Source organism: Paenarthrobacter sp. NEAU-H11, from assembly GCF_050573415.1.
In the GTDB taxonomy this organism is placed as follows: Bacteria; Actinomycetota; Actinomycetes; order Actinomycetales; family Micrococcaceae; genus Arthrobacter.
The window spans coordinates 13,832-26,974 of record NZ_JBNZGA010000002.1 but is presented as its reverse complement, the minus strand read 5'-3'; the positions used below and the strand labels follow the sequence as shown (position 1 = coordinate 26,974).

Genomic DNA, 13,143 nt, shown 5'->3' with positions numbered 1-13,143 from the left:
GCCACCCGTAAAGGAGCACCATGTCCACCCCGCAAAACCAAGGTTTCAACACCCGCGCCGTGCACGCCGGCCAGGCTTTCGAGCCCCGCACCGGCGCGGTGGTGCCGCCGCTGCACTTCAGTTCCACCTACGCCCAGGACGGCATTGGCGGGCTGCGCGGGGGCTATGAGTACGGCCGCGGCGGCAACCCCACCCGCGACGCCCTGCAGGAACAGCTGGCCGCGCTGGAGGGGGGCACGCACGCCTACAGCTTCAGCTCCGGGCTGGCAGCGGAGGACTCGCTGATCCGTGCCCTGGCCCGGCCCGGGGACCACATCGTGCTCGGCAACGACGCCTACGGAGGCACCTACCGGCTGATCAGCCGGGTCCTGGGCGGCTGGGGAATCGGCAATACACCGGTGGACATGGCCGACCTGGACACCGTGCGCGGGGCGGTTACTGCGAACAAAGCCCGGATCCTCTGGGTGGAGACGCCGTCCAACCCGCTGATGAAGATCACCGACATCGCGGCGCTCGCAGAGATAGCCCACGACGCCGGCGCCCTCCTGGTGGTGGACAACACCTTCGCGTCGCCCTACCTGCAGACCCCGCTCGCCCTGGGTGCCGACGTCGTGGTCCACTCCACCACCAAGTACATCGGCGGCCACTCCGACGTCGTGGGTGGCGCCGTGGTGGTCAAGGACGCGGAACTGGCGGAGAAGATCGGCTTTGTGCAGTTCGCCGTGGGTGCCGTATCCGGCCCCATGGACGCCTTCCTCACCACCCGGGGCCTGAAGACGCTCGGCGTGCGGATGGACCGCCACAGCCTTAACGGCCAGGCCGTGGCCGAGTGGCTGCTGGAACGTCCCGAGGTGGAGGCCGTCCTCTACCCGGGCCTGCCGTCCCACCCTGGCCACGAGCTCGCCAGGAAGCAGATGCGGAGCTTCGGCGGCATGGTCTCGGTGCAGTTCAAGGGCGGTGAAGCAGCGGCCCGCAAGGTGGCGGAGTCCACGTCCGTGTTCACCCTCGCGGAATCCCTGGGCGGGATCGAGTCGCTCATGAACTACCCCTCCGAGATGACCCACGCTTCGGTCAAGGGCACCGAGCTCGCCGTTCCGGTGAACCTGCTCCGGCTGTCCTGCGGAATCGAGGATGTCGAGGACCTGGTGGCGGACCTGGAGCAGGCGTTCTCGGCCATCCCGTAAACCACGAAGGGGTCTGGCTTTCTTGAAGAAAGCCAGCTAGGGTTTTGCCTATGCCTCTTCGATCCGACTGGTCCCAACGCAGCTGCAGCATGGCCCGCGGCCTTGACGTCCTGGGCGACCCCTGGAGCATCCTGGTGCTGCGCGAAGTCTTCTTCGGGAACGGCCGCTTCGACGCCATGAAAAGCCGGCTGGAAGTGGCGGACTCCGTGCTCACCAAGCGCCTGGCGGGCCTGGTTGAGTCCGGGCTGCTGGCCAGGAAGGCCTACGACGACGGCGGCCGCACACGCCAGGAGTACGTGCTCACCCCCAAGGGTGAGGACGCCCTCCCGGTCTTGAACGCCGTCACCATCTGGGCAGAAAAGCACCTGCCGGCGCCCTCGGACCAGGCACATCTTTACGTGATCCACACCGGCTGCGGGAAACCCACTACCTCGGCGGACACCTGCACCGAATGCGGCGAACGGCTGACGGCGGCCAACACCAGCTGGCACAGCAGGGCCCGTTCAGCGGAACCGGTCCGGCTCGCCACGGCCGCCGCATGAGGGAAACCAACAGCCGCCGCCTGCACCCCGCGTGGATCGTGGCCGCCGTCGCCTTCCTTGCGCTGGTGGGAGCCGCCGGATTCCGCGCCGCCCCCGGTGTCCTGATGGTTCCGCTGCAGCAGGAGTTCGGCTGGTCCACCACGGTGTTGTCCGCGGCCGTGAGCATCAACCTCGTCCTGTTCGGGCTGACGGCACCGTTCGCGGCCGCGCTGATGGAGCGGTTCGGCGTCCGGGCAGTAACAGCCACCGCGCTGGTGCTGATCGGCACCGGCAGCGCCCTGACGGTGCTGGTGAACCAGTCGTGGCAGACCCTGCTGACCTGGGGCCTGCTCATCGGGCTTGGCACCGGATCCATGGCGCTGGTGTTCGCTGCCACGATTGCCAACACCTGGTTCGTCAGGAGCCGCGGGCTGGTGATCGGCATCCTTACCGCCGGCAGTGCGGCCGGCCAGCTGGTCTTCCTCCCGTTCATCGCCTTGCTGGCGCAGGATCCGGGGTGGCGCCAGGCATCATTGCTGATCGCCGCCGGTGCACTGGCTGTGGTCCCGCTGGTGCTGAAGTTCCTCAAAAACTCGCCGGCCGACGTCGGGGTCCTTCCGTACGGCGAACCCGCGCTGGCAGGGGGAGTCCCCGCACCGGAGCCTCCCTCGCACAGCGGCCCTCGCAGCAATGCCGCCGTGCGTGCCCTCCAGGTCCTCCGGCGGGCCAGCCGCGTCCGGACCTTCTGGGCCCTCGTGGCCGGTTTCGCGATCTGCGGCGCCACCACCAACGGCCTGATCGGCACCCACTTCATCCCCTCCGCCCACGACCACGGCATGGCCGAAACCACCGCCGCCGGCCTGCTTGCCGTCGTCGGAATTTTCGACATTGTGGGCACCATCGCCTCGGGCTGGCTGACCGACCGGTTCAACCCCCGCATCCTGCTGGCCGTGTACTACCAGTTCCGGGGGATCGGCCTGCTGGTGCTGCCCCTCTTGCTAAGTGCCGAAGTCCAGCCGAGCATGATCGTTTTCGTCGTGATCTACGGGCTTGACTGGGTGGCCACCGTGCCGCCAACAGCAGCCATCTGCCGGGAAACGTTCGGCGCGGACGGCAGCGTGGTCTTCGGCTGGGTGTTCGCCGCACACCAGCTCGGCGCGGCCGCCGCCGCCCTGGGCGCCGGTGCCATCCGGGACGCCACCGGCCAGTACACCTACGCCTGGTTCGGCGCCGCCGCGATGTGCACCGTCGCGGCGGTCATCAGCGCCACCATCCGCAGGCACGCGGTCTCCCGCGAGCCCGCCCCGGCCGGAGCGCCCTCCTGACAGCGCCCCGGGACGCCGCCGCTAGGCTGGTCCCATGGAGACCCCACCCGAAGTTCCCGTCCGAAACGTAGCCCTCGTGACGGGCGCGGGCCGCCTTGCCTCCATCGGCGCGGGTATTGCCCGGCAGCTGGCGGCGGAGGGCTGGGACCTGGTGCTGGCCTACTGGCAGGACTACGACGCCCGCATGCCGTGGGGAACTGAACCGGACGACGTCGTCCGCCTGACAGCCGAACTGGAAGCCATCGGAGCCCGGGTCCACACCCTGCCGGCGGACCTGGAGGACCCTGCCACGGCGGAGAAGCTGGTGGCTGACGCCGTTCAGCTCGCGGGCCCGCTGCACGGCATGGTGCTGAGCCACGCCGAGTCGGTCGATTCAGGGATCCTGGATACCAGCCTTGAGTCGTTCGAGCGGCACTTCGCCGTCAACACCCGTGCCAGCTGGCAGCTGATTGCCGCCTTCGCGCGGCAGGCAACGGACGACGGCGGCGCGATCGTTGCGCTGACCAGTGACCATACAGCGTTCAACCTGCCGTACGGCGCCTCGAAGGGCGCGCTGGACAGGATCGTGATTGCCGCCGCCCGGGAGCTTGGGCCGCTGGGCATCTCGGCGAACGTGCTGAACCCGGGGCCGGTGGACACCGGATGGATGGACGACGCGGTCCGCTCGGCTGTCCTGTCCCGGCAGCCCACGGGCCGCCTGGGCACACCGGCCGACGTCGCCGGCACTGTGGCGTTCCTGCTCTCACCCGCCGGCCGCTGGGTCTCCGGCCAGCTCATCAAATCCGACGGCGGCTTCTCGGCATGACCCCTCTGCGCCCTTGGCCCAACTAGGTAGCGCTAAGTGTCGTTTTGACCCCTCAAAACGACACTTAGCGCTACTTACTTGGGGTTGGGGGAGGGGGCGGCGGTTTGGCCTGGGACGTTGGTCCCGGTGAAGTAGCCGCGGGTGGACGGCAGGAAACGGCAGACGACGGCGAGCACCACGCCCAGGGCCAGCAGCAGCACCCCGCTGACGAACGCGCCGCCGACGCCGAAGATCTGGGTGTCGCCGTACGCGGGGTCCCACATCTGGACGGCCGAGACGAAGAAGGCGGCGGTCAGCAGCAGGGCGCCAACGAGCGGAAGGATGCCCCGGAACCACAGATTCCGCGCCGAGTGCCGAAGGGTGCTGCGGAAGTACCAGAAGCAGGCAAAACCGGTCAGGGCGTAATAGAACGCGATGAACAGGCTGATGGCGCTGATGGAGTCGGAGAGCAGGTTTTCGCTGAGGAAGCTCATGGCCACGTAGTACGCGATGGCCGCCGCCCCCATGACCTGGGTGGAAAAGCCGGGCGTCTGGTTCTTCGGGTGCACCTCGCCGAACTTGGCCGGCAGTGCGCCGTGGACCCCCATGGAGAGGGTGCCGCGGGCGGTGGGCAGGATGGTGGTCTGGGTGGAGGACAGAACGGAGGCCAGGACCGCGACGACGATCAGCCAGCCCCACGGGCCCAGCACCACGTCCCGCATGGCCAGGAAGACGTCGTCCTGGTTGGCCTCGTTGCCCAAACCGATGCCTTCGGTGCCCACGGTGGCGTACATCATCACCAGCAGCGCGACGGACACATAGATGGCCACCAGGATGAACGCGGAAATCACGGCACCGCGGCCGGGGGTGGTGGAGGGGTTCTCGGTTTCCTCATTCACTGCAAGGCAGGTGTCCCAGCCCCAATAGATGAACAGGGCAAGGAGCACGCCGTGGACCACTGCTCCCGGATCCGCGAACGCACCTGCCGGGCTGAACCACTCGAAATCGAAGGGCTGGATGGTGGTCTCGCCGCCCGCCGAGCCCCGGACAATCCCGACGACGATGGCCAGGGCGAAGATGCCCAGCGCAATGTACTGCACATACGTCAGGACCCGCTGGACGTGCTCGCCCAGCCGGATGCCGCGGTAGTTGACCAGGGTCATGACGGCGATGAACAGCACGCCCGTGGCCGTGACCACTGCCTTGTTCTCTGCCAGGGAACCGTCGCCCACCAGGAGCCATAGATACTGTCCGGCCACCTGTGCAAGGTTTGCCAGGACCACAATGCCCGCGAGCGCCACGCCCCAGCCGCCCAGCCAGCCCGCCCAGGGGCCGAAGGTGCGGCGTGACCACGTAAAGGTGGTTCCGCAGTCCGGGATGGCACTGTTCAGCTCGCGGAACGCATAGGCGATGAACAGGACGGGGATGAAGCCCAGCAGCAGGATCAGGGGAGTGTAGTTCCCGTTGACGGCCACGATCAGGCCTAGTGTTGCCGCCAGTGAGTACACCGGCGCCGTGGAGGCAAGGCCAATCATCACGGAGTCGCCGAGATCCAGGATGCCGGCCCGGAGTCCCTTGGCCGGAACTGTGGTCCCGTGCGCGCCGCCCGGGCCTCCCGTCGTCGTAATCTCCGTGCTCATGCTGTCACCGGGTTCATAGTGCGATACCTGCCTTGCTGGAGGATGCCCCGGCCGAAAGCGGCGCCGGCGCGTCGATGGTGTTGGGCACGAAGCGGCAAAAATAATCCGTGACCGGCCCGTCCGATTCCCGGATGCCGCAGCCCACGGACTCCCCGTCCACCACCCACAGGCCGAGGACGGGATGGTTGCCGTCGAAGTCGGGCAGTTCCTGGTACTGCTGGTAGCACCAGCCTTCACGGCCGTAGCCGCCGGGCTGCTCCAGGCTGATGCCCTGCGCATGGATCTTGATGTTGTCGCCTTCGCGGCCGTGCAGGGGCTTGGCCACCCATTCCTTCAGCGGCCCCGGCTCGTTGAGGTACGCGGGCAGCAGGTTGGGGTGCTCGGGGTAGAGGTGCCACAGCGCGGCCAGCAGGGCCTTGTTGGAGAGCAGCATCTTCCAGGCCGGCTCGATCCAGCGGGGGTTGTGGGCGCGTTCCAGCAGCCGGTGCCCGAACGGTTCCTTCATCATCAGCTCCCACGGGTAGAGCTTGAAGATGGTGCTGATCATGAAGTTGTCCAGGTCCACGAAGCGGTTGAGGTTGGGGTCCCAGCCGATATCGGACATGTTGATGCCGATGGTGGTCCAGCCCGCCTGGCTGGCCACGTCCCGCATGTAGGCCGCCGTCATCCAGTCCTCGCCGGACTCCTCGACCTCCGAGTGGGCAACGTGCAGGGTGCTCATCCCGGTGCGGTACTGCACCTTCTTCCACTGCCGGATCAGGGCTTCGTGGATGCCGTTCCACTGGTCCTTTTCCGGAAAGACGTCCTGCAGCCAGAACCACTGCGCCACCGCCGCTTCGATCAGGCCCGTGGGGGTGTCCGCGTTGTATTCGAGCATCCTGGCCGGGCCGCCCTGCCCGTCATAGATGAAGTCGAACCGGCCGTAGACGTCCACGTCCCCGGCCTGGAGGGATTCCGCGGCCAGTTCGAGAGCCTGCGGGCCGATGCCGATGTGGCCCATGGCGCCGGTGGCCAGGAACTTGGCCGCTTCCAGGCACATCTTGTGCACGTTTTCGGCCGTCGCCTCGAGGGTTTCCACCTCCTCCATGGTGAATTCGTAGTACGCAGACTCGTTCCAGTACTCGATCCGGCGCCCGTCCTCCATGGTGGTGGTGGAGAACACCAGGCCCTGCTCTTCGATTTTCTGCTTCCAGCCGGGACGGGGCTCAGACGTCAACCGCTTCACGCTCAGCCCCCCGAGACCTTGCTGCCGCCACCGCTGGTGCCGCTTTTGGCGCTGGTGCCGAAGCCGCCGCGGCTGACCGTTCCGCCCTTGGTGCTGTACCCCGTGGACGCTTTCGCGCCGCTGGGAACAGTTTTGGTGTAGCTGGGGGCTGTGGAGCGGTTCTGGCCGATGGCGGGGACGTACGCGCCTCGGGAAAAGAAGTACCAGGCATAGAGGCCGCCGCCCCTGCCGGCGGAGCTGTTGCAGTTCGTGTCTTCCACGCGCTCGCCAGTTTCGTCGTTGAAACACACCTGCGCGTACTCGGGATCATCCTGGTTGCTGGCCACCACGGCGGTGATGGTGCCGGCGAGCAGCGCCGTCACACCCAAACCCACGACGACGGTGCGCCGCTGGGAGCGCTTCTTCCGGGAGGCTTCCTCGTTGAGCTGCCGTTCGCGGTCCCGGGCGAACGGGTCCACGGGGGTAACCGGCTCGTTGAGCAGTTCGGGGCGGAGCTCCGGCTTGGGTACCTGCCAGGGAGGAGGCTTGGCGCCGCTGTGCCCGTCTCCGGCCGGCGGGACGCCCTCGCCCGCAGGCCGGTCGCTGCCGGGTCGCCCGGGGTCCGGGTCCTTGTTCGGGTCCATGGTGTCCCCCTCCGTTGTCCACGTGAATTGGGCACAGCGCTGCACCCCCATTGCAATCCTTAAATCAGCGTAGTCCCTGCCGGTGCCCGCTGGCCGAAGCAGCTCGCATTAAACGTCGCGAAACCGCTGTTTGGCGCCATTAAATGCGAGCCGGTTGGGTGTGGGAGCTGGGAAGGGGAGCCATACACTGGAGCCATGGAAACCGCCTCCGTCCTCGCCGTGTGCCGCGTCCACCAGCTCCTGCCGGATGCCTCGAACGTGGGCGTCACCGCCATCGACAAGCGCCCCGTCGAGGGCCCGGTCAAGGTGCACCGGCTGGGCCTCCAGGGCGACATCCAGGCGAACCGCGTCCACCACGGGGGACCGGACCAGGCCCTGTACGCCTACTCCCAGCAGGATGCGGACTACTGGTCCCGTGAACTCGGGCGGGACCTGCCCCCGGGGAGCTTTGGCGAAAACCTGCGGGTGGCCGGGATCGATGTCACCGGCGCCGTGATTGGTGAGCGCTGGCGGATCGGCCTGGACGTCGAAGTGGAGGTGACCTCGCCCCGTACCCCCTGCGCCACCTTCCAACGCCGGATGCGGGAGCCCCACTTCGTCAAGAGGTTCACGGAGGAGGGCCGGGTGGGAGCCTATCTCCGCGTCATCAGGACCGGGAGCATCCAGGCGGGAGACCATATCCACCGGCTGTATGTCCCGAAGCACGGCATCACCGTGGGCAAGTGGTTCAGCGAGCCGGACCTGGAGGCAATGGAAGCACTGCGCGACGCCGACGCCGACGGGGAGATCCGCCTGCAGCAGCCGGAGTTCGAGCAGAAGTTCGAGGCGCTGGAACGGCAGCTGGGCCGGTAGCCGCAGGCTGAAGCGGTCGGCAGGGGAGCGGTGTGCGCAAGCTCACCGCCGCCGTCGTGCCCTCAATTTCCGCTGGAGCGGGCGCGTGCCCTACACTGGAGATATCCCCCACTCCGGAAATCCCTTATTCCTGCCCAATTTTTGAGGCAGGACTGGCAAGTGTTGGGGCCCGCGCAAGCGATGCGGGCATTTTCATAGGGAGAGCCGGCTAAAGAAAACGCTGTACAGACTGCTGGGATAGCAGCCAAGAGATGCAGCGGGAAGTCCTGCCACGGGATTGCGAAAGCGCCGGACTTCTGTGACCGGCCGGTCAACGTTTGCCCGGCACCTTTGGTCACACGTACTGCGGCTCCGCTCACCTCGGGTAGTGCCGCCTGGCCCCCTATGGATGAGGAATATTCCCCTATGCCCGAAAATCACAACGACGCCGCCGCTGACGCAGCAACAGCCAGCATCGAATTCACCGAGCCCGCTGCTCCCGCAGCCGAGGCCGCAACGGTTCCCGCCGAAGCCCCTGCTGAAGCGCCGGCCGCTCCCGCCGCCCAGGCTGACGAAGCTCCCGCCCCCAAAGCTGAAGATGCTCCCGCTGCCAAGGCTGAGGAAGACGAAGAAGAAGGCGTCAAGTTCGCCGACCTCGGCATCGACGGCCGCGTCCTCGCCGCCCTCCAGGACGTCGGCTACGAGAAGCCGTCCCCCATCCAGGCAGCAACCATCCCGCTGCTGCTCGAAGGCCGCGACGTCGTGGGTCTCGCCCAGACCGGCACCGGTAAGACTGCAGCATTCGCAGTACCGGCACTGTCCCGTCTGGCCGAGCTCCACGACCTCAACGGCCCGTCCCGGAAGACCCAGGCACTGGTCCTGGCTCCCACCCGCGAACTGGCGCTCCAGGTTGCCGAGGCCTTCACCTCGTACGCCAAGCACATTGACGATTTCACCGTCCTCCCCGTCTACGGCGGTTCCGCCTACGGCCCGCAGCTCGCCGGCCTGCGCCGCGGCGCCCAGGTTGTTGTCGGTACCCCCGGCCGCGTGATCGACCACATCTCCAAGGGTTCCCTGGACCTGTCCGAACTCCAGTACCTGGTGCTGGACGAGGCCGACGAAATGCTGCGCATGGGCTTCGCCGAAGACGTGGAGCAGATCTTCCAGCAGACCCCGTCGGACCGCCAGGTGGCACTGTTCTCCGCCACCATGCCGAGCCAGATCCGCCGCATGTCCAAGCAGTACCTGAACAACCCGGCCGAGATCTCCGTCAAGTCCAAGACCACCACCGGCGCCAACACCCGCCAGCGGTACCTGCAGGTCATGGGCCCGCACAAGCTTGATGCCATGACCCGCATCCTCGAGGTCGAAGAGTTCGACGGCGTCATCGCCTTCGTGCGCACCAAGATGGCTACCGAGGACCTGGCTGACAAGCTGAAGTCCCGCGGTTTCCAGGCCGCCGCGATCAACGGTGACATCCCGCAGCAGCAGCGCGAGCGCACCGTTGACGCCCTGAAGGAAGGCCGCATCGACATCCTCGTGGCCACCGACGTCGCCGCCCGTGGCCTTGACGTGGAGCGCATCAGCCACGTCATCAACTACGACATCCCGCACGACACCGAGTCCTACGTGCACCGCATCGGCCGCACCGGCCGTGCAGGCCGTTCCGGCGATGCCATCCTGTTCATGACGCCGCGGGAGAAGTACCTGCTGCGTTCCATCGAGAAGGCCACCCGCCAGCCCGTGGAGCAGATGCACCTGCCCACCGCGGAGACCGTGAACACCCTCCGCCTGGGCAAGTTCGCAGAGCGCATCACGGAGACCCTCGCCTCGGAGGACGTGGCGCCCTTCCGCGACCTCATCGCTTCCTACGAGGAAGAGCACAATGTTCCGGCGTCGGAGATCGCTGCAGCCCTTGCCGTAATGGCCCAGGGCGGACAGCCGCTGCTGGTGAAGGAACTGCCCGCAGCGCCGGAGTTCCAGAAGCGCGAGCGCTCCAAGGACGGCTTCGGTTCCCGCGGACCGACCCGCACGCTCACCGAGGGAAATGCCACCTACCGGATCGCCGTGGGACGCCGCCAGCGCGTCATGCCCGGTTCCATCGTGGGCGCCATTGCCAACGAGGGCGGCATCTCCTCGGCACAGATCGGCGGCATCGACATCCGCTCGGACCACTCCCTGGTGGAACTCCCGGCGGACCTGAGCCCCGAGCAGCTGCGTGCGCTGTCCCGCACCCGGATCGGCGGCGAGCTGATCCACCTCGAGCTGGACAACGGCCGCAAGCCTGCCGGCGACCGCGGCTCCTACCAGGGCAACCGCGGCGGTGACCGGGGAGGCAACTTCAAGGGCAACGGCGGCTTCAAGAAGGAATTCCGCAAGAACGACGGCGAGCGATCCTCCGCTGACCGCGGCGGCCGCTCCTACAGCGAGCGTTCCTTCAGCGCTGACAGCGGTGCCAACCGCGGCCAGGCCAGCGACTCCCGCTTCGGCGGCCACGGTGACGGCTCCCGCAAGCCCCGCCACGGCAACGAGGGCGGCCAGCGCGACTTCAACCGCAAGGGCAAGTGGTAACCGTCAGCTACCCTGACGCAGTTCCCCCGGTGGGCCGGCTTTCGAGCCGGCCCACCGGCGTTTAACGCACGACGGCGGGACCGGCGTGTTCGCTTCGTCACACCTGTTTCACTGCGGGCCCTGCCGGCCCTGCATCGGCGCACCGAAGGCTCATTGAAGCCCGGTTTTCTGCGCTTTTAAGGGGCCAGGGCTGCGCTGGAGCGCCGATTTGTTGGTGGGAAAATCTTCCGGTAGAGTATTTACTCGTTGCCCCCCTAGCTCAGTGGTAGAGCGCGTTCTTGGTAAGAACGAGGTCACCGGATCGATTCCGGTGGGGGGCTCTGGATGAGGGCCTGTGTCAAGGCGGTTTTGACCGGCTTGGCGCAGGTTTTTCTCATTCGTGGCGGTGTAGCTCAGTTGGTTAGAGCGCACGACTCATAATCGTGAGGTCGGGAGATCGAGCCTCCCCACCGCTACAGGCTAAGCCCCTGGAATCCCCAAGATTCCGGGGGCTTTTCTGTGCCCTTTTTGCGTGGCACCCACGGAAGGTCCTTTGGCTCTGGTGCCGTGGGTGAGACGGGCCACGATGGAGTCAGAAGCAGCAACGGTGGCGGCAGGGAGGGTTCAGGATGTCCCGAGCAGCAGGGTCCGGCGGGCCCGCCGCTGTGTCCGCCGGGACAGGGCGGCTGGCCTTCGTGGATGTCCTGAGGGTGCTGATTATCTCCATGGTGATTATCCACCATGCAGCCCAGGCGTACGGACCCACCGGCGGCTTCTGGCCGGTGGAAGACCAGGCCACCAGCGACTGGTTCGTGCCGTTCTACACGGTGAACGCGGCCGTGGGCCTGGGCCTGTTGTTCCTGGTGGCCGGCTATTTCCTGCCCGGATCCTATGAGCGCAAAGGTCCGCGCCGGTTCCTCAAGGAACGGTGGGCCCGCATCGGGGTGCCGCTCGTGGTCTTCGTCGCGGCGGTCAACGTTCCACTCGCCTATCTGGCATCCGGAAGTCCCGAGCCGGGGGAGTTCGTCAGGTCGCTGTATGACGACGCCTGGCAGGGCGCCTACTTCCACCTCTGGTTCCTGGCACACCTCCTCCTTTATACGGCCGCCTATGTCCTGCTTGCGGAGCGGGTCCGCTGGTTGCGCCCGGCCTCACCAGGGACCCCGCGGCAGATGCTGCCGCCGCCCGGCCACGGCGCCATCCTGTCTTACGCAGCTGCCCTGATCGTGGTTACGTGGGTTGTCCGGTGGTGGTTTCCCGTCGATGACTGGGTACCACTCTTCTTTGTCATGCCGGCAGAACCCGCAAACCTCACCCAGTATGTGAGCCTGTTTGCCTTGGGCATCCTCGCCTACCGGAACGACTGGTTCCGGCGGATTCAGCGCCGCGTCGGCTTCACCTGGCTGGCTGTGGGCCTTGTGGCGTCCGCGGCCATCTTCTCCCTGCAGGCACTGGGACTCTGGGGCGCTGCCACGGCGACGGGCGGAGTGGACTGGCGTTCGCTGGTGCGGGTCGCCCTGGAGACGTTGGTCTGCGCCGGCCTGGGAGTGGGCCTGCTGGTCACGTTGCGCGAGCTCTTCCGCCGGCCGGTGCGGCTGGTGTCAGCGATGGCCACGGCCAGCTATGCCGCCTACATCCTGCACATCTTCGTCGTCGTGGGCCTCCAGGTGGCGATCCTGCAGGTTGCCTGGCCCGCCGGGGCCAAATTCCTCCTGGTCGCCGTGCTCGGGCTCCTCCTTTCCTTTGGCCTTGGCCACGTTTCCCGCACGGTGCCGGGACTGCGGGTGCTCCTCGGCACGGGCCCGGACCACCGGCGGACAGCCTGACCGCGCCGGGGAACTGCGCGCGGCCCCTGGCGGCTTCCAACTGCCTGCCTTCGCGGCCACAATAGGGACCATGGGCCAGCTCATTTACACCTGCATCACCTCCCTGGACGGATACGTGGCGGACCGCAACGGCAATTTCGACTGGAGCGCCCCCGACGAGGAAGTCCACGCCTTCGTCAACGACCTCGAACGGGACGTCGGGACGTTCCTGCTCGGCCGCAGGATGTACGACGTTATGGCGGTCTGGGAAACCATGGGCGGCCCCGGAGACCCGCCGGTGATCCAGGACTATGCCCGGATCTGGCAGGGGGCCGACAAGGTTGTCTACTCCTCTTCGCTTGCTGTCGCTGAGACGCCCCGGACCCGGATCGAGCGCACCTTCGACCCGGCTGCCGTCCGGGCGATGAAGGACGCAACGGACGGGACGATGAGCATCGGCGGTGCCAACCTGGCAGGACTGGCATTCGCGGCAGGACTGGTGGACGAGTGCGGATTCCTGATCAATCCGGTGGTGGTCGGGGGAGGCCTGCGGGCCCTGCCGGACGGCCTGGAATCAAAGCTTGAGCTCCTCGACCTGCGCCGTTTCGGCAACGGCGTGGCCTACCTGCGCTACCGCGTCCTGCGGTGAAGGGCA

At 67.2% G+C, this 13,143-nt stretch carries 11 protein-coding genes and 2 tRNA genes; 10 read left to right on the top strand and 3 right to left on the bottom strand.

Features of this window, described 5'->3' with window-relative positions; all coding sequences use genetic code 11:
• Positions 1-20: 20 nt before the first annotated feature.
• Genes ACQ3DC_RS02675 through ACQ3DC_RS02660 form a run of 4 tightly spaced genes read left to right on the top strand, consistent with a single transcriptional unit; the run spans position 21 to position 3,835 of the window.
• A complete protein-coding gene (locus tag ACQ3DC_RS02675; protein WP_430751458.1) occupies positions 21-1,184 on the top strand; it encodes a cystathionine gamma-synthase in 1,164 nt (387 codons plus the stop codon).
• Positions 1,185-1,234: 50 nt separating this feature from the next.
• Positions 1,235-1,726, top strand: a complete 492-nt coding sequence (locus ACQ3DC_RS02670; RefSeq protein ID WP_157241566.1) for a winged helix-turn-helix transcriptional regulator — start codon at positions 1,235-1,237, stop codon at positions 1,724-1,726.
• Entirely contained in the window at positions 1,723-3,030 is a 1,308-nt protein-coding gene (locus tag ACQ3DC_RS02665) for an MFS transporter (protein WP_430751457.1), read from the top strand. The genes ACQ3DC_RS02670 and ACQ3DC_RS02665 overlap by 4 nt, the downstream gene beginning before the upstream one ends.
• A 34-nt stretch (positions 3,031-3,064) precedes the next feature.
• Positions 3,065-3,835 carry an SDR family oxidoreductase gene (locus ACQ3DC_RS02660; RefSeq protein ID WP_421092449.1) on the top strand — a complete coding sequence of 257 codons (771 nt, stop codon included), beginning with the start codon at positions 3,065-3,067 and terminating at the stop codon, positions 3,833-3,835.
• A 74-nt stretch (positions 3,836-3,909) separates the two neighbouring features.
• On the opposite strand, the gene ACQ3DC_RS02655 is transcribed toward ACQ3DC_RS02660, so the two are convergent.
• From ACQ3DC_RS02655 to ACQ3DC_RS02645, 3 genes are read right to left on the bottom strand one after another with little or no spacing between them, the layout of a single operon-like run.
• Entirely contained in the window at positions 3,910-5,454 is a 1,545-nt protein-coding gene (locus ACQ3DC_RS02655) for an APC family permease (protein ID WP_430751456.1), read from the bottom strand.
• 13 nt (positions 5,455-5,467) lie between these two features.
• Positions 5,468-6,679, bottom strand: a complete 1,212-nt coding sequence (locus ACQ3DC_RS02650; RefSeq protein ID WP_421092451.1) for a glutathionylspermidine synthase family protein — start codon at positions 6,677-6,679, stop codon at positions 5,468-5,470.
• 2 nt (positions 6,680-6,681) lie between these two features.
• Positions 6,682-7,302, bottom strand: coding sequence for a Tat pathway signal protein (locus ACQ3DC_RS02645; protein WP_421092452.1), 621 nt, complete (start codon positions 7,300-7,302; stop codon positions 6,682-6,684).
• A 195-nt stretch (positions 7,303-7,497) separates the two neighbouring features.
• Between ACQ3DC_RS02645 and ACQ3DC_RS02640 the strand changes: the two genes are divergently transcribed.
• From ACQ3DC_RS02640 to ACQ3DC_RS02615, 6 genes are all read left to right on the top strand, one after another.
• Positions 7,498-8,154: an MOSC domain-containing protein gene (locus tag ACQ3DC_RS02640; protein WP_157241570.1), complete on the top strand. Its 657-nt coding sequence runs from the start codon at positions 7,498-7,500 to the stop codon at positions 8,152-8,154.
• Positions 8,155-8,559: 405 nt separating this feature from the next.
• A complete protein-coding gene (locus tag ACQ3DC_RS02635) occupies positions 8,560-10,704 on the top strand; it encodes a DEAD/DEAH box helicase (protein ID WP_157241571.1) in 2,145 nt (714 codons plus the stop codon).
• A 248-nt stretch (positions 10,705-10,952) separates the two neighbouring features.
• Positions 10,953-11,024 (top strand) — tRNA-Thr (locus ACQ3DC_RS02630).
• Positions 11,025-11,085: 61 nt separating this feature from the next.
• Positions 11,086-11,159, top strand: a tRNA-Met gene (locus ACQ3DC_RS02625).
• Positions 11,160-11,312: 153 nt separating this feature from the next.
• Positions 11,313-12,509, top strand: coding sequence for an acyltransferase family protein (locus ACQ3DC_RS02620; protein ID WP_430751455.1), 1,197 nt, complete (start codon positions 11,313-11,315; stop codon positions 12,507-12,509).
• Positions 12,510-12,579: 70 nt separating this feature from the next.
• Positions 12,580-13,137, top strand: coding sequence for a dihydrofolate reductase family protein (locus ACQ3DC_RS02615; RefSeq protein WP_157241573.1), 558 nt, complete (start codon positions 12,580-12,582; stop codon positions 13,135-13,137).
• Positions 13,138-13,143 lie beyond the last annotated feature (6 nt).